This is a genomic window from Mesorhizobium sp. WSM3866, from assembly GCF_002294795.1.
Taxonomy (GTDB): domain Bacteria; phylum Pseudomonadota; class Alphaproteobacteria; order Rhizobiales; family Rhizobiaceae; genus Mesorhizobium.
Genome location: NZ_NSGC01000007.1, coordinates 118,660 through 145,162 on the forward strand (window position 1 = coordinate 118,660; position 26,503 = coordinate 145,162).

Here is a 26,503-nt window from a genome sequence, read left to right on the forward strand (position 1 = left end):
CATGGTCATCTCAGCCGAGACGCACGAAGACCTTGCTCTGCTGCGCGACGCCGCCCGGGAGGCGGGCACCATCGCCATGCGCTATTTCGGTCAAAACCCCCAGGTGTGGATGAAGGGCGGGACCTCGCCGGTCAGCGAAGCCGACCATGCGGCCGACGCCTATCTGCGCGAGACCCTGCTCAAGGCGCGGCCGAATTATGGCTGGCTGTCCGAAGAAACCGCCGACGATCATGCCAGGCTGTCGGCCCGCCGCACTTTCGTCGTCGACCCTATCGATGGCACGCGCGGCTTTCTCGATGGCCTGCATTCCTGGTGCGTCAGCGTCGCCGTGGTCGAGGATGGCCGCTCGCTGGCCGGCGTGCTCGAATGTCCGGCCAAGCGCGAGACCTATTGGGCGCTGCCGGGCGAGGGCGCGTTCCTCAACCGCAAGCGCATCCAGGTCCGCCAACTCGGCGATACCGTCGAGATCGGCGGGCCGAAGCCGCTGGTCGAGCGCATGCCCGCTTCCTGGCAAGCCCGGATGCGCCGCGTCGCTTACATACCCTCGCTCGCCTACCGGCTGGCGATGATCGCCAACGGCAAGCTCGACGCGACCTTCGTCAAGCCCAACGCGCATGACTGGGACATCGCCGCCGCCGACCTTATCCTCCGCGAAGCGGGCGGCGCCTTGCTCGACCGTACCGGCAAGCCGCCGCGCTATGCCGGCGAGGTGATCAACCATGGCGCGCTCGCCGCCGGCAGCGGCGAACTGCTGGGTGTCCTGGCCGGCGTCATTGCCGGAGCTGACCAAGGGTGAGTCGGCCCACGGTTTCAAAATCGGCGGCTTTGGTCTAAACATTTCACAAAATTCATGAATCTGCGAAGGATCGGCATGGCCGTGGAAGACGGAAAGAAACAGCTTTTGCACCTGGTGTTCGGCGGCGAGCTGAAAAAGCTGGGTGGAACCGAGTTCCGTGATCTGGATGCGCTCGACATCGTCGGCATCTACCCCGACTATCAATCGGCGCACGCCGCGTGGAAGGCGAAGGCGCAGGCCAGCGTCGACAATGCCCATATGCGCTATTTCGTCGTTCACCTGCACCGGTTGCTCGACCCGGAAACAAAGGCAGCCGGTTGACATCGATGGAGCATGAAGCGGTGAAAGGAGCGACGGGGCGCGCCGCCGGGCGGGGCGGGACTCGCACGCTGTGGCGCCGCATCCGAGAGCCGCTCGCCCAGTCGCGATTCGTCAAGAATTTCATCGCCAGCCTGTTCGCCTGGTTCGTGCGGCTGATTCGCATCACCAGCCCGCTGGTGAAAGGGTCGACGCAGGTCGCCGGCGGCGCCTATGCGCATCTCGAACCGGGCATCATCGCGCTGTGGCATGGCCAGCATCTCTTGACGCCGGCTTATTATCCCAAGGGCCGGCCGCTGGTCGCCATGGTCTCGCGCAGTGCCGACGCCGAGCTCAACGCGCTGATGCTGAACAGATTCGGCATCGAGGCGGTGCGCGGCTCGGGTGGCCGCGACAGTTCGAGGCATCTCGACAAAGGCGGCGCGAAAGCCTTGATTGCGCTCAAGAAAGCGCTGGTGGCCGGCAAGAATGTCGCGATGATCGCCGACATTCCGCATGGCACGCCGCGCGACGCGGGGCTGGGCATCGTGCTTTTGGCCAGGCTTTCCGGGCGCCCGATCCTGCCCTCGGCGATCGCCACCAGCCGCCGCAAGATGCTGGAAAAGAGCTGGGACAAGACCACCATCAACCTGCCGTTCGGCCGCTCCGCCGTTATTGTCGGACAGCCGGTCTTCGTGCCGGCCAACGCCGACGACGCCGAGATGGAGCGCAAGCGCCAGGAGGTCACCGCCTCGCTCAACGCCGCGACCGCCGAGGCCTACCGCCTCGTGGACGGCGACAAATGAGCGAGCGCTGGGCGCGCGCCGCCCTGACCGCCTATCGTTACGCCGGGGCCGTCGCCTATCCGCTGATCGGACCCTATGTCGCCTGGCGCGCCTCGCGCGGCAAGGAAGACCGCGTTCGCCGTCGCGAGCGCTACGGCGTCGCCGGCCGTCCGCGTCCGGAAGGACCGGTGATCTGGATCCACGCCGCGAGCGTCGGCGAGACGATCGCCGTCGTGCCGCTGGTCGAAAGCATTCTCGATTACGGCGTCAACATCGTGCTGACGACCGGCACCGTGACCTCGGCCAAGGTCGCCGACGAGCGGCTTGGCAGTCGCATCATCCACCAATATGTGCCGCTCGACCTCAAGCCCGCGGTAAGCCGCTTCCTCGATCACTGGCTGCCGGAGCTGGCCATCATAGCCGAATCGGAGATCTGGCCGATGACCATCCTGGAACTCGGCGCGCGCAACGTGCCGCAGGTCCTGGTCAATGGGCGGCTGTCGGACCGTTCGTTCCGGTCGTGGAAGAAGCGCGCCGGCGTCGCCGAGGCGCTGTTCGAGAATCTTGCCCATGTCGTTGCCCAGTCGGATGTCGACGGCGAGCGGTTCCGCGTCCTCGGCGCCCGGCCGGTGACCGTTTCCGGCAACCTCAAGGTGGACACCAACCCGCCGCCGGTCGACGAGCGGGCGCTGGCGATCCTGCAGCGCCAGATCGGCTTACGCCCGACCTGGGCGGCGATCTCGACCCATGACGGGGAGGAGGTCGCCGCGGCGGAAGTCCATGCGACCTTGCACAAGCGCCACCCTGGACTGCTGACCATCGTCGTGCCCCGCCATCCCGACCGCGCGGACGCGCTGGCCGCGCAGATATCCGGCATGGGGCTGAAAGTGGCGCGCCGCAGCAAGGGCGACCGCATCACGCCCGACACCGATATCCTGCTCGGCGACACGATCGGCGAGATGGGACTTTATCTCAGGCTGACCGAGATCGCGTTCGTCGGCCGCTCGCTGACCTCCGAGGGCGGCCAGAACCCGCTGGAGCCGGCGATGCTCGACACGGCGGTGCTGGCCGGCCGCAACGTGCAGAATTTCCGCGAAGCCTATCAGCGCCTGCTCGATCGCGGCGGCGCCAAGCTGGTGCGCGACCGCGACATGCTGGCCGGCGCCGTCAATTTCCTTTTGAGCAACGAGGCGGTGCGCCACGAGATGATGGCGGCGGGTGCAGCGACCGTCGATGAGATGCGCGGCGCGCTTCAGCGCACGCTGAAGTCGCTCGAACCCTACATCCAGCCGCTGGTCGTCAAGGCGCGCCTGAAAGGCGCCAACGGGCGCTAGCGCATGGCCCAAAAACTCGGATCCGATCTTTGGAAAGGGTCATGCGCCATGGAAGTCGCGCCATGACCAGCGAAGCGCCGCCCTTCTGGTGGGAAAAGCCGGACTGGCGCGTGCTGGCGCTTTCGCCGGTGTCCGCGATGTATGGAATGGTGGCTGGGCGCCGCATGCGGCACGCGCCGCGCGAGAAGGTCGCGGCACCTGTGCTGTGCGTCGGCAACTTTACCGTTGGCGGCAGCGGCAAGACGCCGGTCGCCATCGCGCTGGCGAAACAGGCAAAGCGCATGCAGCTCACGCCCGGCTTCCTGTCGCGCGGCCATGGCGGATCCTTCGCCAAGCCGCATGTCGTCGATGCGCATCACGACGCGGCCAAGCATGTCGGCGACGAGCCGCTGCTGCTTGCCGAACATGCGCCGGTCGCGGTGACGGCCAACCGCGCCGCCGGCGCCAAACTGCTGATGGCAGAGCATGGCTGCGACTTGCTGATCATGGATGACGGTTTCCAATCGGCGCGCATCCATATCGACTACGCGCTGGTCGTGGTCGATGCGCGTTTCGGCATCGGCAATGGCCGCGTCATTCCGGGCGGGCCGCTCCGGGCAAAGATCGTTGATCAGCTGGTGTTCACCGGCGGCTTGCTGAAGATGGGCGAGGGGAGCGCGGCCGATACGGTGGTACGCCAGGCGGCGCGCGCCGGCCGGCCGATCTTTTTGGCCCATGTCGAGCCGGCGAACCCGGCGCGCTTCGCCGGCGGGCGCTTCCTTGCCTTTGCAGGCATCGGCCATCCGGAAAAATTCTTCGATACGCTGCGCGGCGTCGGCGGCGAGGTCGCGCTGTCGCGCGCTTTTCCCGACCATCATTTCTACGCCGCGGACGAGCTTGCCGATCTGGCGGCGCTTGCCAAGCGCGAGGGGCTTCGGCTTGTCACCACGGCAAAGGATGCCGCGCGGCTTCGCCACGGCGCCGCACCCGCCGGCTTCCTGGAGCAGCTCGACGTGCTTGAGATCGACGCCGTGTTCGAGATCGACCACGTGCCGGAGCGCATCATCAATGAGACGCTGGATGCATGGCGGCAGCGCAAGATGAGACCGTCCTCATCCTAGGAGGTTCTACCCGCGCTTGCGCAGCTCCGGATGCGCCTCGATCTCACGCCGCAGCGACGCTGCCGCGTTCACATATGGCTCCTGCCTGGCGACGCTCCAGTATTTGAGCTCGTCCAGCGGGATGCTGTCGCCGGTCACCGCGCAGCGCACGAACGCGCCGGGGCTCGTCACCTGGAAGTCGCCGTCGAGATAGCGGATGCGCGCTTCCTTGCCGCCGGGGCCTTCAAAACGGTTCATCATGGAATGGCGCATAGGTTCATAGGGTTCAATCGCCACAAATCGAAGGCAAGGTCAAGCTTGGCGCAATGCTCATGTAGTATGCCGGTTGGCACAATGGTTGTCGGGAAGCGCCATGGACATCACCAACGCCAGCGTGACGTCGCTGCTGAAAGAGGCGCTGGCGCCGCGGCCGGTGCCGTCGCCCAAGGGCGAACCTGCGACCGCGGCGCTGGTCAAGGCGCTCGTCCAGCCGCCGGCGCCCTCCGTCGTGTCCTCCGCACAGGTGGCGGCGCAGGCGCTGAACGGCACGTTGCCGGCCGCTCGACCAACTCAGCGTCTGTCCTCGGCCGAGATCGAGAACGCCTACAGAGCCGTCCTGGAATCCGATGCCGGCCCTGATGGCGCCTCGACGAAGTCTCCGGTTGGCAGGTCGGCGGCTGACGCCGATCAGCTTTCGCGGGCGCTGCCCCAGGTTCCACCGCCGGCCGCCGATGGCACCGCAAGGGTCGTGGCGGCGCCCTCTTCGTTCTCGCCGGCGCTTGCGTCCGGAGTGCTGGTAGCGGCCAACGCCAATGCCCCGCCGCGCGGCGGCGTTCGCAGCCCCGGCCATGCCCCGCGATCCGAACCCGGCCAGACGCCGCTGTGGATGATATCGATCGTGACGGCCGTCGTCTCGGCTGCGACCACCACGATCGTGCTGATGCTGCTTCGCTGATCCGGGCGATCTAGTCCTCGTCCTGCAGGAAGGCTTCGAGCTTCTCCGGCGCCAGCCCCGCCTGTTCGGCGATGCGCCTGGCGAGATCGGCGGCGGCCGCCCGCGGCCGTCCGACCGGGCGGTCGAGCCAGTAGGACACCGGATTCAGCGCGACCCGCTCGTCAGCGGGAACAATCCGGCCCGACTTCAACTGGTCTGCCGTCAGCGGCGGCCGCGCCAGCGCGATGCCGAGCCCGTGCGCCGCCGCGTCGAGCACCAGATTGTAGTCCTCGAAACGCCGGTCCTGCGGGCGCGGGCGATAATCGACCCCCTGTGCCGCGAACCAGGCGCGCCAGGCGGACGCGTCGGAATCGTTGATCAGCGGGAATTTGAGCAGCCGGTCCGGGTCGCCGTGCCCGATCTCCTCCGCCAGCTCCGGCGAGGCGATCGGGAAGATGTGCTCCTCGAAAAGCTGGACCGAGACGCGGCCCGGAATGCGGCCGCGCCCGCAGCGCACCGAAAGGTCGATGCCTTCGTCGGCAAGGTCGGCCTGGCGGTTGTCGACGTCGAGCACGATGCGCAGCCGCGTCGGGTTGTTTTCGAGCGCCGCCATGCGCGGCATCAGCCAAAGGCCGCTGACCGAAGGGATCGAAGCCAGCCGCACCACCGCGGTGCCGCGCGGCTCGACCCAGCGGTCGGAATTGACCGAGATCAGCGCGAAGGCCTCTGTGGTGCGCAGGTGCAGCCGGTTGCCCTCATTGGTCAGCGTCACGCCGCGCGCGTTGCGCTCGAACACCTTGAGCCCGAGCCAGTCCTCCAGCTTGGCGATCTGACGGCTGATCGCGCCATGGGTGAGGTTGAGCCTTTCGGCCGCCGCGGAAAAGCTTCCGGTCCGCGCCGCCGCGTCGAAGGCGCGCAAAGTCTCGAGCGGCAATAGCTGGTCAGAGCTGTGAAGCATGCTCACAGCTGACCCTCGAATTGCTCGTTTGTCAATCGGCGGGCAATGGCGTTTTCTCTCTCCATGACACTGAAGGACGAGGATTCAGCAATGAGCGCGTACACCGGCACGTTGAATGAGACACAGCGCATGGACACCACGGCCGCGATCGCGGTGGCGCTGACGGTGGTCGGCTGGGCGTCTGCCTTCCCGGCGATCCGCGCTGGCCTTGCCGCCTTCCAGCCGCTGGAACTCGGGGCGCTGCGCTTCGCCATCGCGGCCGTGCCGGCAGCGATCTTCCTTGCGGTCAAGCGTCCGGCGCTGCCGAGGATCGATGAGCTGTGGCGTTTCGGCTTCGGCGGTGCCATCTTCGTCGCGCTCTACACCGCCATGCTCAATTTCGGCGAGCTCACCGTCTCGGCGGGCGCCGCCGGCTTCATCATCAATGTCAGCCCGATCTTCACGGCCATCATGGCCATGGCGCTGCTCGGCGAGCGCTTTTCCGGCATGGCCTGGCTTGGCACGGTGATCTCGTTTGCCGGCATCGGCATCATCGCGGTGGCGGACGGCCATGGCCTGCATTTCAACACCGGAGCGCTGCTGGTGCTGGGCTCGGCCCTTTGCTCGGCCGTCAACACCATCGTCCAGAAGCCGCTCTTTGCCCGCCACCATCCGCTGACGATCGCCGCTTCCAACATGGTGCTCGGCGCGCTCTGCCTGTCGCCCTTCCTGGCGGAAGCGTTTTCGCAGGCTGCGGTCGCCGACATGGCCGGCCTCGGCGCCGTCATCTATCTGGGCATTGTGCCCAGCCTGATCGCCTACGCCGCCTGGGCCACCGCGCTGTCGCGCCTGCCGGCCGCGCGCGCCTCGAACTTCCTCTATCTGGTCTCGCCGACCTCCGCTCTGATTGGATTCTTCTGGCTCGGCGAAGTACCGACTCTGCTCGGCATGCTCGGCGGCGCGCTGGCGCTCGGCGGTGTGATCGTGGTGAATTTGAAGCGGTAAGTCAAAGGGTTGAGGCCGGTGCCTTGAGTAAAGGAAAGAGCCGCCTCGAGCGGCCCTTTTCTTGCCCCTCATCCGGCCGCTACGCGGCCACGAGAACGGGTTGGTGCTGGCGCTGAAGGTCTCCTCTCCCCATAGGGAGAAGTCAGCGGAGTGAAGCGAGGCTGGGTGAGGGGAATTGGCGCGCTCACCTTCGCCCGAACAATCTTTCAATGTCGGCGAGTTTCAGCTCGATATAGGTCGGCCTGCCATGGTTGCAGGTGCCGGAGCCGGGCGTCGCCTCCATTTGGCGCAGCAGCGCGTTCATCTCCTCGGCCTTGAGCAGGCGGCCCGAGCGCACCGAGCCGTGGCAGGCCATGGTCGCGGCTATTCTGTCCAGCCGTTCCTTCAGCGTCTCGACCGTGTCGTTGTCGGCGATCTCGTCGGCGAGGTCACGCACCAGTTGCTGCACATTGGTTTCGCCGAGCATCGACGGCGTCTCGCGCACCGCCACCGCGCCCGGGCCGAAGCGCTCCAGGCCGAGGCCGAATTTGGCCAGTGTCTCGGAATGCATCGCCAGCCGTTCGGCATCCTCTTCCGGAAGGTCGACGATCTCGGGCAAAAGCAGCATCTGCGAAGGCACGGCGCGAGAGTGCAGCGCGTTCTTCAAGGCCTCGTAGACCAGCCGCTCATGTGCGGCATGCTGGTCGACGATGATGAGCGAATCCCGGGTTTGGGCGACGATATAGTTCTCATGCACCTGAGCGCGCGCCGCGCCCAGCACCGCGCCGAGCAGCGCCTCGGCCGGCTCGGCGATGCCCGCCCGCGCGTCGGCGCTTGCCAGCGGCCTGGTGTCGAAGGCAGCCTGATCGTTCTCGGCGAAGCCGCCTCGCGCCGGCCGCGCTTCGCCCATGTCGAGCGGCCGCTGCGGCGAGCGCGCCAAATTCGAACCGTGGTCGAAGCTGGAGCCGGAGGCGCGAAAAGCGGCCTCATAGCTGCGGTGGCCATTGGCCGGTCCGGGATGCGAATAGGACGCCGCGCCGGGCCGGAAAGCCGCCATCATGCCGGCCGCGCCGGTGGTCGCGGCCCGGATGCCGGCGCCGGCCATCGCCTCGCGGATGGCGCCGACAATCAACCCGCGCACCAGGCCCGGATCGCGGAAGCGCACATCGGCCTTGGCCGGGTGGACATTGACGTCGACGGTTGCCGGATCGAGCGAAAGGAACAGCACGGTCACCGCATGCCGGTCGCGCGGCAGCACGTCGGCGAAGGCGCCGCGGATCGCGCCGGCGATCAGCTTGTCGCGCACCGGCCGGCCGTTGACATAGGCATATTGCTGCAGCGCGTTGGCGCGGGTGTAGGAAGGGATCGAGACGTGGCCGGCAAGATGCACGCCGTCGCGCATTGCATGGATGGCAATGGCATTGTCGGGAAAGTCGGCGCCCATCACTTGCGCGACGCGGGCGAGCCGGCCCTCTGGCGTGTCGCCGGTCGCCGGCAGCTCCAGCGTCGAGCGGTCGGATCCGGCAAGCGTGAAGCGCACGGCGGGGAAGGCAATGGCGATGCGCTTCACCACGTCGCCGGTGGCCGAGCTTTCGGCGCGCTCGCCTTTCATGAATTTGAGCCGTGCCGGCGTGGCGAAGAACAGGTCGCGCACTTCCACGGTGGTGCCGCGGTTGGCCGCCGCCGGCTTGACGGCCGACACCCGGCCGCCCTCGATGCTGATCTCGGCCGCGCTGTCGCCGGCGGCCGTGCGCGAGCGGATCGAAAGCCTGGCCACCGAGCCGATCGACGGCAACGCCTCGCCGCGGAATCCCAGCGAGCGGATGTCGTGGATATCGTCCGACAGCTTCGATGTGCAGTGTCGGGCAACTGCCAGCGCCAGTTCGCGCTCGGGAATGCCCGAGCCGTCATCGGTGACGCGGATGAGCGAGAGCCCGCCGCCGGCGGTGACGATCTCGACGCGCGACGCGCCGGCGTCGAGCGCATTCTCGACCAACTCCTTCACCACGCTTGCGGGACGCTCGATGACCTCGCCGGCGGCGATCTGGTTGATCATCGTTTCGGAAAGCTGGCGAATGGGCATCCGAGGATTATAGGCGGATTCGAACGGTGTGGGGGAGGGGCTACTTCATGCCTGCGCCACCAGCCAGTCCCTGACCTTGCGCGCGTTGTCGCTGAGCTCGCGGTTCTTCGGCCAGATGACGTGGAAGCCGATGCCGGTCCTCATCACATGGTCGGTCACGGGCACCAGCAGCCCTGATGCCACCAGCCGCTCGACCAGATGCCGCCAGCCAAGCGAGATGCCTTGCCCTTCCATCACCGCCTGGATCACCAGGGCATAGTCGTTGATGCGCAGGCCGCGCTCGGCATTGCGCAGGCTGGTTCCGGCCGACGCGAACCATTCGTCCCAGTTCGGCGCCTCGCGATAGGGCTCCTCGAGATGGATCAGCCGGTGGGTGGCCAGTTCCTCCACCGTCTTCGGCATGCCGAATTTGGCGAGATAGCTCGGTCCCGCGACGGGGAAGATCTCTTCGTCGGACAGCGACAGCGAGTGATAGTCCGGCCAGTCGCGCGGCACACCGCCGCGCACGCCGAGCGGAATACCCTCGGCAATGATGTCGAGGTCGCGGTCGGCGGTCTGGATGCGCAGGTCGATGCCCGGCAGTTGGTCGCGGAACTGCTGCAGGCGCGGCATCATCCAGAACGAGCCGAAGGCGGTCGAGGCCGCAAGGGTCACATGGCCGCCGGTCGCCTGCAGGCGAAGGTCCTCGGCAGATTTGCGGATATGCGACAGCCCCAGCGAGACGTCCGCGTGGAAGCGCTCGCCGGCCTCGGTCAGGAGCACCTGGCGGTGGCGGCGCTGAAACAGCTTGGCGCCGAGCTGTTCCTCCAGTCCGCGCACCGCATAGGATACGGCCGCCTGGGTCATGCCGAGCTCGCGCCCGGCGGCGGTGAAGCTCGACAGCCGGCCTGCCGCCTCGAAGACGACGAGGCTGCCGGCCGAGGGCAGGAGGTGGCGTAGGCTTCGCATAAGCGCAGCTTATACAGGAGATCAGGATTTTCCAGCGTCACATCCATATTTCGTGTCGCTAACTTGGTCGGGCGGGATGAAGGAGACAACATGAACGCACCGGCCGCTGAATTGACTGAGCCGACCCACCGTCGCGGCGGCGGCCGCCTTGGGCGCAAGGCGCTGAGAAGCGCGCCGGTCGCGTCTTTCCCGACGCTCGTTCGCCAGATTCCGGCCTATGAGATCGTGCCCGACGAGGCGGTGGAGCTGATCCACGAGGAGTCGCTCAAAATCCTCGAGGAGGTTGGCTGCGAGTTCCGCGACGACGAAGCGATCGCGCTCTGGAAGGCGGCGGGCGCCGACGTCAAGGACACACGCGTCCGCATCGATCGCGCGCTGCTGATGGAGCTTGTCTCGAAGGTCCCGCCGGAATTCACGCTCAATGCGCGCAACCCCGAGCGTACGGTTCGCGTCGGCGGCAAGAACTCGATCTTCGTGCCGATGTACGGCGCGCCCTATGTGCGCGACCTCGACAACAAGCGGCGCTACGGCACGCTGAACGACCTCAACAATTTCCACAAGCTCGCCTACATGGCGCCGGCGCTGCATTCGTCGAGCTCGATCATCTGCGAGCCGATGGAGATCCCGGTGCCGAAGCGGCACCTCCACATCATTCATTCGGCGCTCAAGCACTCCGACAAGCCGTTCATGGGCATCGTGACGTCGAAGGAGCGGGCCGAAGACACGATGGCGATGGCTGCGATCGTGTTCGGCGAGGAGTTCGTGCGCGACAATCCGGTGCTGGTGGCGATCACCAATTGCAATTCGCCGCTGGTGTGGGACGCCACCATGCTTGACGCGATGCGGGTCTATGCCCGCCACAACCAGCCGCTGATCCTGGCACCCTTCGCGCTCTGCGGCGCCTCGACCTCGGCCTCCGCCGTCGGCGCGGTCGCGCAGGTCAATGCCGAGGCGCTGGCAGGCGTCGCATTCACCCAACTGATCCGCCCCGGCTCGCCGCAGATCTATGGCCAGTTCATGGTGACCGTCGACATGAAGACCGGCGCCCCGATGGGGGGCACGCCGGAGGCCGCGCAGATGATGTATCTGATGGGTGCGCTGGCGCGGAAATACAAACTGCCGTGGCGCACCTCGGGCTTCCACGTCGGCTCCAAGCTCAACGACGCCCAGGCCGGCTACGAGGCGAACATGCTTATGCATGCCGCGATCCTCGCCGGCGCCAATTACATCTGGCACTCCGCCGGCTGGCTTGAAGCCGGCCTTACCTGCGGCTATTCGAAATTCGCCACCGACTGCGAACAGCTCGTCGGTTGGTACAAATATGCCGGCGGCGTTCCCTTCGACGATTTCAAGGAGGCCATGGCGGCGATCCGCGAGGTCGGTCCGCAAGGGCATTTTCTCGGCACGCAGCACACGCTCGAGCATTTCGAGCGCGCCTTCTTCATGCCGAGCATCATGGACTTCAATTCCTTCGAACAATGGACAGCCGAGGGCGCGAAGGATCACGACACGCGCGGCCGCGAAAGGGCGCGCAACATGCTCGCCGACTACCAGGAGCCGAAGCTCGACGACGGCATCGCCGAAGGTCTCAAGGATTTGATCGCGCGGCGCGAGGAAAAGCTGCCTGATACCGTTAGTTGACAAAAATGGGCAAAGGCCGTCGGCAATCGTGACTGACAGCAAGCCAATGGCTCAGCCAGCGCGCACCTTACCGTTCGCCAGGTGTTTCTGAAGCGATTGACAGGCGTTCATAATATGATCGTAGACCAACTTTGCGGCCTGTTCGGTCTCGCCAGCGCGGCAGGCGGCCAGGATTTCGCGATGTTCTCGATCCGCAAGCTCATGACCGCCGGAAATCGTCAGCTGAACTCGCAGATAGCGCTCGATGCGATCGTTAACCGACCGGATCATGCGGAGCAGATATGGTCGCCCGGCGTCTAGATAAAGACTGGAATGGAACTCCCAATTTAGTTCCGCCCAGCGGCCGACGTCGGTTTCCTTCGCAAAGGAGTCGCAACTTGCTTGCGCTTTATCGAAGGTCTTCTCGTTCATGTGAGGAAGGGAAAGCCGAATTGCGTTCGATTCCAGCATGGCTCGGACCTCGAAAATCTGCACGATCTCCGGTTCCGACATGCTGGCGACAATTGCGCCCTTGTTTCGCTGAAATGCCACGAATCCCTCTGCCTCGAGCCGCTTCAAAGCTTCGCGCACCGGAATCTTGCTGATGTTGAACATGCGGGCGACGTCGTCTTGCCTGATCGGTTCGCCCTCATCAAGCGACCCGGATATGATTGCTCCGCGGATGAACTTCAAAACCACGTCGGAAGCGGTGGGGGCGGCACCCAAATCGGGAATGTCAGCAAATGCAAATGGCACGTGTAGAGTCTCCGCACGGAGCGTCAGATCTGCAAACATAGATATCGTAGACGATGTTCGCGATCAAATACGCTCGCGATTCTGCTCAACCCGAGTGTCTGTATGGCCTGAGATGCCGTCCGGCGTGGGCTCTTTTGAGCCCGGCCGATCAGCAGCAACTGGCGCATTTCCCTTCAATCGAGCCTTGACGAGAGCCGAAGATCGTATACGATATCCAATCGGAAGCCGCGGCTCTGGGGACTCCCGAATGCGAAGCACGAAGGTCATCCATGTTGTTTCCTGCCACGCGGAGGGCGAAGTCGGGGATGTCATCGTTGGCGGAGTTTCTCCTCCGCCGGGAGACACCGTCTGGGACCAGCGCAAATGGATCGCAGAAGACAACGGACTTCGTAACTTCGTTCTCAACGAACCGCGCGGCGGCGTCTTCCGGCACGTCAACCTTCTGGTCCCTCCGAAGCATCCCGATGCGCAGATGGCTTGGATCATAATGGAACCGGAGGATACACCCCCGATGTCCGGTTCCAATTCGATCTGCGTGTCGACGGTAATTCTGGACACCGGGATCATCCCCATGCAGGAGCCGGTAACCGAAATGGTGCTCGAGGCGCCGGGCGGTCTGGTACGCGTGCGGGCCGACTGTGCCGGAGGAAAAGCCCAGCGCATCACGGTCGAAAACGTACCATCATTCGCCAACAGGGTCGGTGTGCCGCTTGAGGTCGATGGCCTCGGTACCATCACGGTCGACACGGCCTATGGAGGCGACAGTTTCGTCGTCGTGGACGCACCTGCCCTAGGGTTAGCGCTTGAAACCGACGAGGCTCGTGATCTCGCCGAACTTGGGGTGCGCATCACCGATGCGGCCAATCGACAAATGGCGTTCTCCCACCCTGAGCGTCCCGATTGGCGCCACCATTCGTTCTGTCTTTTTGCCGGCGCCATCACCCAGGATGGCAACCGCCTCCGCGCAAAATCGGTCGTTTCGATAAAACCTGGCAAGCTCGACCGATCGCCGACCGGAACGGCGGTGTCGGCCCGCATGGCGCTCTTGCACGCGAAGGGTCAAATGACAGCCGAGGATTGCTTCACCGGTGTGTCCATCATCGGGTCAGAATTTCACGGCAAGATTCTCGGCACCACGCAGGTTGTCGGTATGCCCGCAATACGCCCCCAGATCAGCGGTCGCGGTTGGATCACCGGCATCCATCAGCACATGCTGGATCCTGAAGATCCTTGGCCGGCGGGCTATCGCGTGGCGGACACCTGGCCGATGAAGCGTGCGAAGGTGTGAAGGTGGTTCTTCGCCCGGCATCTTTCTCCAACTCATGCCCCAGAAAGCTTGACGCTCAACAAGGCTCGTATACGATATTCGAAATGCCGCAGGATGGAGCGAGTTCTCACTATCTCAGGCAAGACAGCTGGACGCACGCTCACGCTGCAGGCGCCATCTACAGCTGAAAAAAAGTGCACCAGGATGGCCAATGTTTCGCAACATGGGAGGAAAAAATGACAATCTTCAAAAGCAACGGTGATCGCGTTCCTGCCGCCATCGAGGCGATGGCTAAAGAAGCGCGCGTGGGGCGCGTGGACCGGCGCGAATTCCTGGCGCTGGCAAGCGCCTTCGGCGCGTCGACGGCGTTCGCCTATGGCATGATCGGCCTTGCCGCGCCGACAAAAGCCCTGGCGCAAGAGCCGAAGAAAGGCGGAACGCTGCATGTCGCGATGTCGGTCAAGGCGCAGAAGGACCCGCGCACCTATGACTGGACGGAGATGGCGAATGTCACCCGCACCTGGCTGGAGCCGCTCGTGCGCTACACGCACCAGTTCACCTTCGAGCCGGTGCTGCTCGAAAGCTGGGACGTCAACGACGACGCCACCGAATACACGCTGCATCTGCGCAAAGGCGTCACCTGGAACAACGGCGATGCCTTCAACGCCGATGACGTCGTCTTCAACCTCAATCGCTGGTGCGAGAAGGGGGCTTCCGGCAATTCCATGGCCGCCCGCGTCGGCGCGCTGGTCGACGCCAAGACCGGCAAGGCAAGGGATGGCGCGATCACCAAGGTCGATGACCATACGGTCAAGCTGAAGCTGTCCGAAGCCGATATCGCGATCATCCCGGGCTTCACCGACTATCCGGCGCTGGTCGTGCATCGCAACTTCGACAAGGATGGCGCCGATCCGATCAAGAAGCCGATCGGCACCGGCGCTTTCGAGCTGGTGTCTTACGATGTGGGCCAGAAAGCCGTGGTCAAGCGCCGCGAGAACGGCAAGTGGTGGGGCGGCGAAGCGCCGCTCGACGGGGTCGAGTTCATCGACTACGGCACCGACTTCAACGCCACGCTGAATGCCTTCGATTCCGGCGAGATCGATCTCGATTTCGAGACGCCGGCCGACTTCATCGACCCCCTAGACAAGATGGAGCTGGTGAAATCGGAAGTCGCGACGGCGACCACGCTCGTTGCGCGCACCAACATCACCCACAAGCCTTACGATGACAAACGGGTGCGCAATGCGCTGCAGATGGCGGTCGACAACAACCAGGTCATGCAGCTCGGCTACGCCGGCCGCGGCACGGTCGGCGAGAACCACCATGTCAGCCCGATCCATCCGGAATATTACCCGCTGCCGAAGAAGGAACGGGACGCGGCGGGCGCCAAGAAGCTGATGGCCGACGCCGGGCAGGCCGACTTCGAGCACGAGCTGATCACGGTCGAGGACGAATGGCAGAAGAACACCGGCGACGCGATCGCCGGCCAGTTGCGCGATGCCGGCATCAAGGTGAAGCGCACGGTGCTGCCCGGTTCGACCTTCTGGAACGACTGGACGAAATATCCTTATTCCATGACCATCTGGTACATGCGCCCGCTCGGCGTGCAGGTGCTGGCGCTGGGCTACCGTACCGGCGAGGCCTGGAACGAGACCGCGTTCTCGAACCCGGATTTCGACGCCAAGCTCAAGGAGGCGCTGTCGCAGATCGACGTCGCCAAGCGCAAGGAGGTGATGAAGGACGTCGAGCAGATTCTGCAGGACTCCGGCGTCATCATCCAGCCGTTCTGGCAGAAGCTCTACTGCCACATGAACAAGAAGGTGAAGAACTACGCCATGCACCAGACCTATCAAATGGACTTCCAGAACGTCTGGCTGGAAGCTTAAGGCGCGCAGCGCAAGGACTTCATGCGCCGTGAAAAAGCCGATATGCAGGATGCGTGGTGGTGATCGTGCCACCACGCCGCCGACCATCCGGAGATCCTGCATGAGACCGATGATGCTGGCAGTTGCCATCTCGATCGCCTTGCCTGCCGCGGCACTCGCCGGGCCGGCTTCCAACGCCGTGAAGTTCTTCTATGTGCCTGAAGTGAAGTTCGAGGCGGACGCGAAATACCGCGACCGCTTCACCGAGCCGGTCACCAAGCTCTTCGAAGCCAACGACAAGGCCCGCAAGGAGAAGCCCGACGAGGTATCCTGCATCGACTTCGACCCAGGCCTCGACGCCCAGGATTTCGACCAGAAGACCGTGTCGAAGACGCTGAAGCTTGCCGAGGCCGTCAATGGCGACACCGCCGAGGTGACGGCAAGCTTCGATCTTTTCCCGGAAGGCGATGACTCCAAACGCGAAATGGTGTGGTCGCTGAAGAAAGTGGACGGCAAGTGGAAGATCGCCGACATCACCTCCAAAACCAGCGACTGGACGCTCAGCGCGCTGGAATGCGGCTCCTCGACGGAGTGACGCCGTGCTTCGGCGTCTGGTCCTCGCGCTGTCGAGCTTGTCGATGCTGACCGCGGGGCTGAACGGCGGCGCCTACGGGCAAGGACTGTTCGGCTCGCCGCCGCCGAACGCGTCCTCTGGCGACAATGCGCCGGCGATCGAGAAGTCGGCGCCGGCCACAACGCCTGAAAGCAAGCTGGCCGAACCGGCGCCAGCTGCGCCCGTCCTGCACGGATCGCCGACGGCGGTGGTGAAGCCCTTCTACGAGCATCTCGGGCTGGAATTGGACCCCAGCCAGCGCGAGAACTTCAGCGATCCGGCGAAGAGCGTACTCGACAAAGCCGACGCGCTGCGCGCCTCGGGTCAGGGCGAGTGCCTCGATCCCAACATGGCGCTCGACAATGCCGATTACGACAAGCTCGCCATCGACAAGAGCCTGCGCACCATCGAAGCGATCAATGGTGACGAGGCCAAGGTGGTGGTCGTCTTCGTCGTCGAAGGCCACCAGCACCGTCTCGAATGGAAGCTGAAGAAGGTCGGCGGCGACTGGAAGATCTCCGACCTCCTGTCGGTCACCGGCGAATGGGCGCTCAGCCAGTACCAGTGCGAATGATGAAGTCGCGGTCAGGGCATCACAGATGAAACTCCGTGCTATCCTTGCGGCGGCGATTATCGGACTTTGCGCGGCCGACTGGGCGGCTGGAACAACGCTGATCGCCCGCGGGCTCCGTCAGAACTTGACGGCGCCGAGCGAGGTGCCCGTCGAGCGCGTCGTGCTCAACCAGGCTGGTGCGCCCGAACTTGTCGGTTGGGTGATTGGTCGAAAGGACAGTTGCGGTGCGATCGTCCTGTTGCACGGGCGCGGCGCCAACAGGCTAGCGATGCTGCAACGCGCAAAACTGCTATCCGATAGCGGCTATTCGGTTGCCCTGTTCGATCTGTCGGGGCACGGCGAGAGCGGCGGAACCGTACAAGGCTTCGGCTACATTGAAGGGCAGGACGCTGTCCGCATCCTGACATATGCCCGACAGCGCTTCCCCGGGCAAAAGATCGGCGCCGTGGGATCCTCGCTGGGAGCGGCAGCCTTTGTCTTTGCTGCACCGAAGGCGATCGCCGATGCCTACGTGCTGGAACAGCTCTACGCGACATTGCGCGAGACGACGGCTCGTCGAATGCCGTTCAGCATGCTGCGTAGCCTCCAAGCGGATGTCCTTCTGGCGCAGATGCCGCTTCGGCTCGGAATAAGCGCCGACGATGTCAGGCCGGTCGACCGCCTCGGCGAAATCGGCAAGCCGTTACTCTTGCTCGCCGGCGGCGAGGATCCCTTTATAGACCACGGGCAGGTAATGGCGCTGAAAAAAGCCGCTGCCTCGCAATTGGTCTGGTTCAACGGCGCCGGTCATGTCGATCTGTTGCGCCACGACCAGCAACGCTATCGCATTTCGGTCGTTCCGTTTCTTGCGACCAACCTGTGCCGAACCAATGCGGCCGGCCATGTCTGATGGCCGCTCGATAAACTCACCCGCGCCCGCGATATGGCGCGACCCCGGTGTCGGGCAGCCAGGCGCCTTCGGGCGGCGCGCCGGTCTGCCAGAAGACGTCGATGGGGATGCCGCCCCGCGGGAACCAGTAGCCGCCGACGCGCAGCCAGAGCGGCTTGGTCGCTTCGACGATGCGGCGGCCGATCATGACGGTGCATTCCTCGTGAAAGGCGCCATGGTTGCGGAACGAGGTCATGAACAGCTTCAGCGACTTCGATTCCACCAGCGTCTTGTCGGGCGCGTAGTCGATGACGATGTGGGCGAAGTCGGGCTGGCCGGTGACCGGGCAGAGCGAGGTGAATTCCGGGCAGGTGAAGCGCACGATCGCGGGCGGGCCGTCGCCTCGCTCGAACGGCACGGTTTCCAGGACTGCCTGTTCGGGACTCTGCGGCGTCTCGACGTGTTTGCCGAGCTGGGTCAGGTTTTTGGCGTCGGTCATCGATGGCTCCTCGCTGCCGCCGATGATTGCAAGGGCGGCAGGTGCAATCAGTTGAAAGTGCGCCGCGATCGAACGGACCCGGCGTGTTTGGCGGCTCATTAGCATTGGAGCGAAAGCCGCGCAGCGGTTTTCGGATGAATCCGATGCGTGAAATGGAAGCGGGAGCAGCGCCCGCGCAATTTGATACGGCAGGAAGACGATGACCAGCAACGACCCGCTTCTCCAACCTTATCCGCTCAAGCACCTGACGCTGAAGAACCGGGTGATGTCGACCAGCCATGAGCCGGCTTATTCCGAGGACGGCATGCCGAAGGAGCGCTACCGGCTCTACCACGCCGAGAAGGCCAAGGGCGGCATGGCGCTGACGATGACAGCGGGCTCTGCCATCGTGTCACGCGACAGCCCGGCCGCCTTCGGCAACCTGCATGTCTATGACGACGCCATCGTGCCGTGGCTCGCCGAACTTGCGGATGCCTGTCATGAGCATGACTGCAAGGTCATGATCCAGATCACCCATCTCGGTCGCCGCACCGGCTGGAACAAGGCCGACTGGCTGCCGGTGCTTTCCGCCTCGCCGGTGCGCGAGCCGGCGCATCGCGCCTTTCCCAAGACCATCGAGGACTGGGACATCGAGCGCATCGTTGCCGATTATGCTTCCGCCGCCCAGCGCTGCCAGGCGGCCGGCCTCGACGGCATCGAATTCGAATCCTACGGCCATCTGATGGACGGCTTCTGGTCGCCCGCCACCAACCATCGCGACGATGATTTCGGCGGCTCGCTCGACAACCGGCTGCGCTTCACCAACATGGTGCTGGATGCGGTTCGCGCCGCGGTCGGCGAGAAATTCGTCGTCGGCATCCGCATGGTCGCCGACGAGGATTTCGAAAAAGGCCTGTCGAAGGAGGAGGGCGTCGAGATCGCGAAACGTCTGGCTCGCTCCGGCAAGGTCGATTTCCTCAACATCATCCGCGGCTCGATCGAGACCGACGCGGCGCTGACCAAGGTCATCCCGGTGACCGGCATGCGCTCGTCGCCGCATCTCGATTTCGCCGGCGAGGTGAGGGCGGCGACGAAATTCCCGACTTTCCACGCGGCGCGGATCTCCGATGTCGCGACCGCGCGTCATGCGATCGCCTCCGGCAAGCTCGACATGGTCGGCATGACGCGCGCCCATATCGCCGATCCGCATATCATCAGGAAAGTGATGGAAGGGCGCGAGCACGAGATCCGGCCTTGCGTCGGCGCCACCTACTGCCTCGATCGCATCTATGAAGGCGGTGAGGCGCTCTGCGTCCACAACGCCGCCACCGGCCGCGAAGCGACGATCCCGCATGTCATCGCGAAAAGCGAAGGGCCGAAGAGGCGGGTGGTGGTCGTCGGCGCCGGGGCGGGCGGTCTGGAAGCCGCGCGTGTCGCCGCCGAACGCGGCCATCAGGTGATGGTCCTCGAAGCCTCCAGCCAGGCCGGCGGCCAGGTGCGGCTCGCGACGCAAAATCCCCGGCGCAAGGAACTGATCGGTATCATCGACTGGCGGCTTGCCGAGCTCGATCGCCTCGGCGTCGAGATCCGCTACGACACATGGGCCGAAAAGGACGATGTCCTCGCACTTTCGCCGGATGTGGTGATTGTCGCCACCGGCGGCCTGCCGCAGAACCCGCCGCTGGCAGCGGGCGACAATCTCGTCACCTCGAGCTGGGACATTATGGCCGGCAGCGTCAAGCCGGCCGAGAACGTGCTGCTCTATGACGACAATGGCGGCCATCAGGGCATGGGCGCGGCGGAATTGATTGCCAACAGCGGCTCGAAGCTGGAGCTGGTCTCGCCCGAACGCTTCTTCGCGCCGGAAATGGGCGGCCTGAACCACGTGCCCTATATGCGGGCTTTCCACGAGAAAGGCGTCACCGTCACCATCAACACTCGTCTGCGCTCCGTGCGACGCGAGGGTAACCAGCTCATCGCCGAGCTGGCGTCGGACTTCGCCGATGGCTGGCGCGGCGAGCGGCGCGTCGACCAGGTGGTGGTCGAGCATGGCACCGCGCCGCTCGACGATCTCTACCTCGCGCTGAAGCCGCTGTCGAAGAATGGCGGCGCGGTCGACTACGAGCGGCTGGTAAGCGGCGGCGACATTTTTCCGCCGCGCAATCCGGAAGGCGGCTTTGTTCTGTTCCGCATCGGCGACGCAGTCGCCTCGCGCAACATCCACGCCGCTATCTATGACGGCATCAGGTTCGGCATCCGGATCTGAACCTCGGTCCTCCAATGGCCAGGCTAGACCTGACAGATCTTATTTGCAATTTTCGGGCGCGGATTCGGAGGGCTGCAACCGGGGTCGCATAGTCGGGGGGCTTGCTTGACCGGAAAAGATCTGTTCGTTCCGCGCCAGACCAATACGGCGCTCTATATCCAATTGCACGAGTCCGGGCACTCGTTGGGCGATCTTCTACGCGTGCAGAAGGCCTATCGCGTGGCATGCGCGATGTTCAACGGCCGCTATCGAAAGTCAGGACGGCCCTTTATCTGCCATGCGGTAGGCGCCGCCTCGTCTGTGGCGCATTTCGAAAGGGATCTCGATTTCGTCCTCGCGGCGATGTTCCATGCTGCCTATGACAGCGGCCAGTATCCGGACGGCAGGTCCAGCAGGCGCAGCGAGGCGCACCGGAAATGGCTGGAGGCGCGGATCGGGCCGAGGGCTGAAGGCCTCGTCGCCCGCGTCGGCGCCATGAAATTCGACACCGGCGACCCCGAGCGCCTTCTGCAGGAGGGCGTGCCGGCCGGCGATGAGGACATCCTGTTCCTGCAGCTTGCGCACGAGGTCGACGACCTCGCCGACGGCGGCTTGGCATTCGCACCCAAATATGGCCGCTCGATCGAAACGCGGGTCGCGGCCTGCGCCATCTTGGCCAGGCAACTGGGCCGCGAGGATCTCGCCGCGACGATCGAAACATATGGCGGCCGTTATGAAGCGCTTGGCTGGGCGGCAGCGCTTCAGGACGTCAGACTGGAAGGTTTTCGCATCGCGCCGAATATGCGGACCTATATAAAGCTGCGACGGGAAAAACTACGCGGCGGTTCCGTTGAGGTGATCTGATGCACCGGTGACGGCCGCACCACGGAAACGCACCGGACCTTCAAGGAGAGCCACCTGCCGCGTTGGTCCGGTGCGCCGCGCGCGGCCGCCGGCCTGCACCGGTACCGCGCGAGCCGTTGAGGGGTCAGAACATCCTGGCCGTGGCCATGCACAATACGGTGATGACCAGCAGCCCGCCGGCGAGGCGTTCGCTTTTGGTCATTTTCGCGCGCAACTGCGTTTGCGTCGCTGCATCGGCACCGGCCAATCGCCTGCTGGAAGAGGCGACCAGGGCGCCCTGCACGCCGGCGGCGATCAGCGCCGTCGCAATGCCCAGCGCCAGCACCATTTCCATCGGGCCGAAAGCGCCTTCGTGGAAGAAATACCAAAGCAGCAGACCGGTCAAGAAGACCATGCCGGAGGCGCCGAGTTGCGGCCGGATAAAGCGCTCCGCCTTGATCTCCGGATCACGGGCAACCGCAATGGTCGTGCCGGCCCAGAAGACGCCGGCCATAACATGCAGGCCGATGACGACGATGTAGACATATTGCATGACTGCATTCCTCTCGTTCGCCCCGCCACCGGTGTGACGCTTTGCCTGTCGGTTTTGCCTATCGGCTGGGTCGACAACGTTAATAAGGCAAAGTTAGATATCTAATAGTTAGATGTCAATGCTTCATGCGGAGTTCCGCCAATCCATTGCTTGTTCTAGTGTCCAGCCATGACGCCATTTGATCGCCCGCCCATCGGCATGAATCTCGCTCGCACCGCCAAACTGGTGGCGCAGGCCTTTGACGCTGCCTTGGTGGAAGTCGGCGGAACGCTGCCGGTCTGGGTGACCTTGCTATCGGTCAAGTCGAAGGAACTGGCCAACCAGCGCGAGCTTGCCGGCATGATCGGCATCCAGGGCGCGACGCTGACGCATCACCTCAACGCCATGGAGGCGCAAGGGCTGCTGACGCGCCGCCGCGATCCGCAGAACCGCAGGGTGCATCAGGTGGCGCTGACCGAAACCGGTGAAGCGCTGTTCGAAAAGTTGCGCCTCGCGGCCGTCGCCTTCGACAAAAGGCTGAGAGCTGGACTGCCGGACGAACGGCTTGCGGAATTCGCCGGGGTGCTGGCGGCGCTTCGGGCGAATGTGGGAGGTTAAGCCCGGCTGCCCTGCAGCACCTTGAGCTTCGCCTTCTTCGGGCTGCGCGCGGTAAGCCATTCGCGCGCCTTGTCCTGAGGCATCGGGAAGGCGATCGAATAACCCTGCACCTGGTCGCAGCCGATCGCCATAAGCGAGTCAAGCTCGGCCTCCGTTTCCGCGCCCTCGGCGACGATCGAGATGCCGAGCCCGCGGGCAAGCTCGGTGATGGCGCGCACGATCTTGGTGTTGTCGCCGTTCTCGTTGATGTTCTGGACGAAGCGGCGGTCGATCTTCAGCCGATCGATCTCGTTCGGGTTGACATGGCTGAGTGAAGCATAGCCCGTGCCGAAATCGTCGAGCTCGAGATGGACGCCCGCCGCGCGGATATGCCTGAGCTTGGCGGCGATGCCGGTCTTCTCGTCGTCGAGGATGACGGATTCAACGATTTCCAGCGACAGCTTCTGCGGCGCAAGCCCTGCCCGCTCCAGCGTTCCGAACAGGAAATTGTCGAAATCCGGCTCGCGCAGCTCGGTGCCCGAGACATTGACGGCGATGCGTCCGAAATCGATGCCGGCGCGATCCCATTCGGCGGCTTCGTTGATCGCCTTGCTGATGACGATGCGGCCGATATCCGGCATGAAGCCGCACTTCTCCGCCACCGGGATGAATTCGCCGGGCGAGATCATGCCGCGCGTGGCGTGTTTCCAGCGCACCAGTGCTTCGATACCGCTGATCTTGCCGCTGGTGAGCGACACTTGCGGCTGGAAATAGACCTCGAAGGTCTTTTCCGCGATCGCCGTGCGGATGTCCTGCTCGAGCTGCTTGCGGTAGTCGAGCTCGCGCCGCAGCTCTTCGGAGAAGAAGGAGAAGCTGCCGCCGCCGAGCTTCTTGGCCGAATAGAGGGCGAGATCGGCATGGACGAGCAGGTCCTGCGCGTTGTCGGCGTCGACTGGATAGACGGCGATGCCGGCGCTGGCGCCAGGCATTATGGTCGTGCCCTGGAAGGTGATCGGCTCGTTGATGTTGGCGATGATGCGCTTGGCCAGTGCATGGATGTCCTCGGTGCTGCCGGCGCCGTTGAGGATCATCACGAACTCGTCGCCGCCGAGACGGGCGCAAAGATCCGATGCGCGGCAGGAATCGCGCATGCGTTGCGCGGTGACGACAAGCACATAGTCGCCCGCCGCGTGCCCCAGCGTGTCGTTGATCTGCTTGAAGCGGTCGAGGTCGAGTTGGATCACCGCCAGCCGCTCGCGGCGACGATGCGCGCCCTTGATCAGCGTGTCGAAATGATCGGTGAGGAAGGTGCGGTTGTGCAAGCCGGTCAGGCCGTCATGCACGGCGATGAAGGCCATCGAATTGCGGGCGTCGACCAGTTCATGCGTCTTGCGCAGGATGGCCTTGGACATCGGCCGGAAGATGAATAGCGCGACCAGCACGATGACGCCGATGGTGGCAAAGAACAGCGTGCGGTGCAGGCTGAGCATCTCATCCGACCGCTCGGTGGCGAAGGCGCTGATGCGCTGGCCGAGCGCGGCATAGCCGGACAAAGTCGCATTGGCGACGGAGGCGTCGAGGCCAACGCGCTCGCCGCCGCCCTTATAGCCGTCGCTTTGCATGCCAAGCTGGGATGCAAATGATGAAACCAGTCGATCGCCGTTGGCGATAAGGCCGACCGAGAAATAGTCGAGATGGAACGGCTTGCTAAACAGCACATATTCGATCGATTGCGGATCGTTGCGCGACGGCGATAGCGGATCGGCGCCGGTCTCCTTGAGCAGCCGGTCGTAATTGGTCTCGAACTCGCCCGTTGCCTGCTTGAGCGCTGTGACCAGCGCCGGCTGCTTGTCGCGCGGGGCGGCACCGGTCGCGCTGGCCAGGAAAACGATGCGCTGCGACAGCGCTTTCTGCGTGGAGACGATGTTGAGCAGTGCGTCATTGTGCTGCTGCTGCGCCATCAACTGCTGCAGCAGGATGAAGGAAGCCATCACCATGGCGGCGATGATCAGCAAGGCCAGCCAGTAGCCGCTCTTGATCAGCAGAATCAGCTTGCGCGAAACGCTGTGCACCGGCTGCTGAGACATAACTGAGTGACCCCTCCCGATCGACGGATTCCTGCCATGAATATGCGGCGCCAGAACCCTTGACGTGAAAGGGTTAACAGCTCGGCAAACCGGCACGGTGCCGGAGCCGGCGGCGCGACAAAGCTGAGAGGATGGTTATTATGTCCTTTCGCAGATCGTCGCATTTGAACACATCCTTGTCCGGGTGCGCTGAAGGAGCTGCGGCGCGGCTTGCGCAACGCCACCGAAGCGGTCGTTTTTGCGATGGATTTTTCTTGTCCGCAGCGCGACAGTCCGCATCGAACAAACAGGGCCAGACCATGAGCGCAGCGTTTCTCTCCCACATCGACAACGAGCTTGAAGGCCTGAAATCGGCCGGGCTCTACAAGTCCGAGCGCGTGATTTCCTCCACGCAGTCGGCCCTGATCGATGTTGCCGGCCAGAAGGTGGTGAATTTCTGCGCCAACAACTATCTCGGCCTCGCCGACAGCCCCGAGCTGCGCGATGCGGCGAAGCAGGCGCTAGACCGCTACGGCTACGGCATGGCGTCGGTGCGCTTCATCTGCGGCACCCAGGAAGAACACAAAGAGCTCGAAGCCACCATCTCATCCTTCCTCGGCATGGACGACACCATTCTCTACGGCTCCTGCTTCGACGCCAATGGCGGCCTGTTCGAGACGCTGCTCGGCGAGGAGGATGCCGTCATCTCGGACGCGCTGAACCACGCCTCGATCATCGACGGGGTGAGGCTCTCCAAGGCCAAGCGCTTCCGCTACGCCAACAACGACATGGCCGACCTCGAGGCGCGGCTGAAGGAGGCGAAGGACTGCCGCTTCCGACTGATCGCCACCGACGGCGTGTTCTCGATGGACGGCATCATCGCCAACCTGCAAGGAGTCTGCGACCTCGCCGAGAAATACGACGCCATGGTCATGGTCGATGACAGCCATGCCGTCGGCTTCGTCGGCAAGAACGGCCGTGGCTCGGCCGAGCACTGCGGCGTCGAGGGCAGGGTGGACATCATCACGGGCACGCTCGGCAAGGCGCTGGGCGGCGCGTCCGGCGGCTATACCGCGGGGAAGAAACAGGTGGTCGACTGGCTGCGTCAGCGCTCGCGGCCCTATCTCTTCTCCAACACGCTGATGCCGGCGATCGCCGGCGCCTCGCTGAAAGTCTTCGAGCTGATCCGCAATGGCGATGCGCTGCGCCGCCGCCTATATGCCAATGCGGAACGCTTCCGGTCTCAAATGGGCAAGCTCGGCTTTACGCTTGCCGGCGCGAATCATCCGATCATCCCGGTAATGCTGGGCGACGCCGCCCTTGCGCAGGAGATGGCGGCTCGCATGCTGAAGCGTGGCATCTACGTCATCGGCTTTTCGTTCCCGGTGGTGCCGAAGGGCCAGGCGCGCATTCGCACCCAGATGTCGGCGGCGCACTCCGGCGCCGATATCGATCGCGCCGTCGAGGCGTTCGGCGAGGTCGGGAAGGAACTGGGTGTAATCGCTTGACGCTACCGCCGGCAATGGAAAAGGGCCATGGCGATCGATGTAACGAGGAGTATCGAGATCGCCAGGCCGCGCGCGGTTGTCGCCGCCTTTTCTTCCGATCCGGACAATGTTCCGCGCTGGTACGTCAACATCAAGTCGGTGGAATGGAAGACTCCCCGACCGGCCCAGATAGGATCGAGAATTGCATTCGAGGCGCAGTTCCTCGGACGGCGGCTCGCTTATACCTACAAGATCCTGGATCTCGTGCCGGGCGAGAGGCTGGTGATGCGATCCGACGAAGGACCGTTTCCGATGGAGACGAGCTATGGATGGCGGGATTCCGGCGAAGGCCGCACGCATATGACGCTCCGGAATCGCGGCTCGCCGGCCGGCTTTTCCCGTCTCATGACCCCGCTCATAGCCGTGGCTGTCCGGCGTTCGACCGATCGCGATCTGCTGCGACTGAAGAGCATCCTGGAAGCGGCAGGTTGATGATCCGTCAGGACAGGGAAGAT

The 26,503-nt window shown here is 64.3% G+C and carries 26 protein-coding genes; 18 read left to right on the forward strand and 8 right to left on the reverse strand.

What is annotated here, in order from left to right:
* The first annotated feature begins 1 nt into the window (after position 1).
* From CK222_RS17390 to lpxK, 5 genes are all read left to right on the forward strand, one after another.
* Positions 2-796: a 3'(2'),5'-bisphosphate nucleotidase CysQ gene (locus CK222_RS17390; protein ID WP_095801202.1), complete on the forward strand. Its 795-nt coding sequence runs from the start codon at positions 2-4 to the stop codon at positions 794-796.
* A gap of 75 nt (positions 797-871) precedes the next feature.
* Entirely contained in the window at positions 872-1,117 is a 246-nt protein-coding gene (locus CK222_RS17395; protein WP_040973997.1) for a DUF4170 domain-containing protein, read from the forward strand.
* A 5-nt stretch (positions 1,118-1,122) separates the two neighbouring features.
* On the forward strand, positions 1,123-1,899 hold the full coding sequence (locus CK222_RS17400; protein ID WP_095801203.1) for a lysophospholipid acyltransferase family protein: 777 nt from the start codon (positions 1,123-1,125) through the stop codon (positions 1,897-1,899).
* A complete protein-coding gene (gene waaA, locus CK222_RS17405; protein ID WP_095801204.1) occupies positions 1,896-3,212 on the forward strand; it encodes a lipid IV(A) 3-deoxy-D-manno-octulosonic acid transferase in 1,317 nt (438 codons plus the stop codon). Before CK222_RS17400 ends, waaA begins: the two co-directional genes overlap by 4 nt.
* A gap of 62 nt (positions 3,213-3,274) precedes the next feature.
* Entirely contained in the window at positions 3,275-4,312 is a 1,038-nt protein-coding gene (gene lpxK, locus CK222_RS17410) for a tetraacyldisaccharide 4'-kinase (RefSeq protein WP_095801205.1), read from the forward strand.
* Between the two features lie 6 nt (positions 4,313-4,318).
* On the opposite strand, the gene CK222_RS17415 is transcribed toward lpxK, so the two are convergent.
* Positions 4,319-4,552 (reverse strand): DUF2093 domain-containing protein, encoded by a 234-nt coding sequence (locus CK222_RS17415; RefSeq protein ID WP_095801346.1) that lies wholly within the window; start codon positions 4,550-4,552, stop codon positions 4,319-4,321.
* Between the two features lie 112 nt (positions 4,553-4,664).
* Between CK222_RS17415 and CK222_RS17420 the strand changes: the two genes are divergently transcribed.
* Positions 4,665-5,246: a hypothetical protein gene (locus CK222_RS17420; RefSeq protein ID WP_095801206.1), complete on the forward strand. Its 582-nt coding sequence runs from the start codon at positions 4,665-4,667 to the stop codon at positions 5,244-5,246.
* Positions 5,247-5,256: 10 nt separating this feature from the next.
* Here CK222_RS17420 and CK222_RS17425 read toward each other — a convergent pair whose 3' ends face one another.
* Positions 5,257-6,183 carry a LysR family transcriptional regulator gene (locus CK222_RS17425; protein WP_095801207.1) on the reverse strand — a complete coding sequence of 309 codons (927 nt, stop codon included), beginning with the start codon at positions 6,181-6,183 and terminating at the stop codon, positions 5,257-5,259.
* 90 nt (positions 6,184-6,273) lie between these two features.
* Here CK222_RS17425 and CK222_RS17430 point away from each other — a divergent pair, with 90 nt between their 5' ends.
* Positions 6,274-7,167, forward strand: a complete 894-nt coding sequence (locus CK222_RS17430) for a DMT family transporter (protein WP_095801347.1) — start codon at positions 6,274-6,276, stop codon at positions 7,165-7,167.
* Positions 7,168-7,351: 184 nt separating this feature from the next.
* Here CK222_RS17430 and mutL read toward each other — a convergent pair whose 3' ends face one another.
* On the reverse strand, positions 7,352-9,229 hold the full coding sequence (gene mutL / locus CK222_RS17435; protein WP_095801208.1) for a DNA mismatch repair endonuclease MutL: 1,878 nt from the start codon (positions 9,227-9,229) through the stop codon (positions 7,352-7,354).
* A 45-nt stretch (positions 9,230-9,274) separates the two neighbouring features.
* Positions 9,275-10,177: a LysR substrate-binding domain-containing protein gene (locus CK222_RS17440; protein WP_067000463.1), complete on the reverse strand. Its 903-nt coding sequence runs from the start codon at positions 10,175-10,177 to the stop codon at positions 9,275-9,277.
* Positions 10,178-10,267: 90 nt separating this feature from the next.
* Here CK222_RS17440 and CK222_RS17445 point away from each other — a divergent pair, with 90 nt between their 5' ends.
* Positions 10,268-11,818: a trimethylamine methyltransferase family protein gene (locus tag CK222_RS17445; protein WP_095801209.1), complete on the forward strand. Its 1,551-nt coding sequence runs from the start codon at positions 10,268-10,270 to the stop codon at positions 11,816-11,818.
* A 51-nt stretch (positions 11,819-11,869) separates the two neighbouring features.
* Here CK222_RS17445 and CK222_RS17450 read toward each other — a convergent pair whose 3' ends face one another.
* Positions 11,870-12,553: a GntR family transcriptional regulator gene (locus CK222_RS17450; RefSeq protein ID WP_067000956.1), complete on the reverse strand. Its 684-nt coding sequence runs from the start codon at positions 12,551-12,553 to the stop codon at positions 11,870-11,872.
* A 247-nt stretch (positions 12,554-12,800) separates the two neighbouring features.
* On the opposite strand from CK222_RS17450, the gene CK222_RS17455 reads away from it, so the two are divergent.
* The 5 genes from CK222_RS17455 (at position 12,801) to CK222_RS17475 (ending at position 17,761) form a co-directional block, all read left to right on the forward strand.
* The gene (locus tag CK222_RS17455; RefSeq protein ID WP_095801210.1) at positions 12,801-13,841 is read left to right on the forward strand and encodes a proline racemase family protein; all 1,041 of its coding nucleotides are present in this window, start codon (positions 12,801-12,803) and stop codon (positions 13,839-13,841) included.
* A 215-nt stretch (positions 13,842-14,056) separates the two neighbouring features.
* The gene (locus CK222_RS17460) at positions 14,057-15,706 is read left to right on the forward strand and encodes an ABC transporter substrate-binding protein (protein WP_095801211.1); all 1,650 of its coding nucleotides are present in this window, start codon (positions 14,057-14,059) and stop codon (positions 15,704-15,706) included.
* 100 nt (positions 15,707-15,806) lie between these two features.
* Entirely contained in the window at positions 15,807-16,280 is a 474-nt protein-coding gene (locus CK222_RS17465) for a DUF3828 domain-containing protein (protein ID WP_095801212.1), read from the forward strand.
* Positions 16,281-16,284: 4 nt separating this feature from the next.
* Positions 16,285-16,872, forward strand: coding sequence for a hypothetical protein (locus CK222_RS17470; RefSeq protein ID WP_095801213.1), 588 nt, complete (start codon positions 16,285-16,287; stop codon positions 16,870-16,872).
* Between the two features lie 25 nt (positions 16,873-16,897).
* Positions 16,898-17,761 (forward strand): alpha/beta fold hydrolase, encoded by an 864-nt coding sequence (locus tag CK222_RS17475; RefSeq protein WP_095801214.1) that lies wholly within the window; start codon positions 16,898-16,900, stop codon positions 17,759-17,761.
* Positions 17,762-17,777: 16 nt separating this feature from the next.
* On the opposite strand, the gene queF is transcribed toward CK222_RS17475, so the two are convergent.
* The gene (gene queF / locus CK222_RS17480; RefSeq protein ID WP_067330169.1) at positions 17,778-18,239 is read right to left on the reverse strand and encodes a preQ(1) synthase; all 462 of its coding nucleotides are present in this window, start codon (positions 18,237-18,239) and stop codon (positions 17,778-17,780) included.
* A gap of 199 nt (positions 18,240-18,438) precedes the next feature.
* Here queF and CK222_RS17485 point away from each other — a divergent pair, with 199 nt between their 5' ends.
* Together CK222_RS17485 and CK222_RS17490 are read left to right on the forward strand one after the other, a co-directional pair.
* Positions 18,439-20,484 carry an NADH:flavin oxidoreductase gene (locus CK222_RS17485; RefSeq protein ID WP_095801215.1) on the forward strand — a complete coding sequence of 682 codons (2,046 nt, stop codon included), beginning with the start codon at positions 18,439-18,441 and terminating at the stop codon, positions 20,482-20,484.
* Positions 20,485-20,589: 105 nt separating this feature from the next.
* The gene (locus tag CK222_RS17490) at positions 20,590-21,327 is read left to right on the forward strand and encodes an HD domain-containing protein (protein WP_095801216.1); all 738 of its coding nucleotides are present in this window, start codon (positions 20,590-20,592) and stop codon (positions 21,325-21,327) included.
* 124 nt (positions 21,328-21,451) lie between these two features.
* Here CK222_RS17490 and CK222_RS17495 read toward each other — a convergent pair whose 3' ends face one another.
* A complete protein-coding gene (locus tag CK222_RS17495) occupies positions 21,452-21,859 on the reverse strand; it encodes a hypothetical protein (protein ID WP_095801217.1) in 408 nt (135 codons plus the stop codon).
* Positions 21,860-22,027: 168 nt separating this feature from the next.
* Between CK222_RS17495 and CK222_RS17500 the strand changes: the two genes are divergently transcribed.
* Positions 22,028-22,456 (forward strand): MarR family winged helix-turn-helix transcriptional regulator, encoded by a 429-nt coding sequence (locus tag CK222_RS17500; RefSeq protein WP_095801218.1) that lies wholly within the window; start codon positions 22,028-22,030, stop codon positions 22,454-22,456.
* On the opposite strand, the gene CK222_RS17505 is transcribed toward CK222_RS17500, so the two are convergent.
* Positions 22,453-24,522: an EAL domain-containing protein gene (locus CK222_RS17505; protein ID WP_095801219.1), complete on the reverse strand. Its 2,070-nt coding sequence runs from the start codon at positions 24,520-24,522 to the stop codon at positions 22,453-22,455. The two genes, CK222_RS17500 and CK222_RS17505, sit on opposite strands and share 4 nt — an antisense overlap.
* A 299-nt stretch (positions 24,523-24,821) precedes the next feature.
* Here CK222_RS17505 and CK222_RS17510 point away from each other — a divergent pair, with 299 nt between their 5' ends.
* A complete protein-coding gene (locus tag CK222_RS17510; protein WP_095801220.1) occupies positions 24,822-26,009 on the forward strand; it encodes a glycine C-acetyltransferase in 1,188 nt (395 codons plus the stop codon).
* Positions 26,010-26,036: 27 nt separating this feature from the next.
* Positions 26,037-26,480: an SRPBCC family protein gene (locus tag CK222_RS17515; protein WP_095801221.1), complete on the forward strand. Its 444-nt coding sequence runs from the start codon at positions 26,037-26,039 to the stop codon at positions 26,478-26,480.
* The last annotated feature ends 23 nt before the right edge of the window (positions 26,481-26,503 follow it).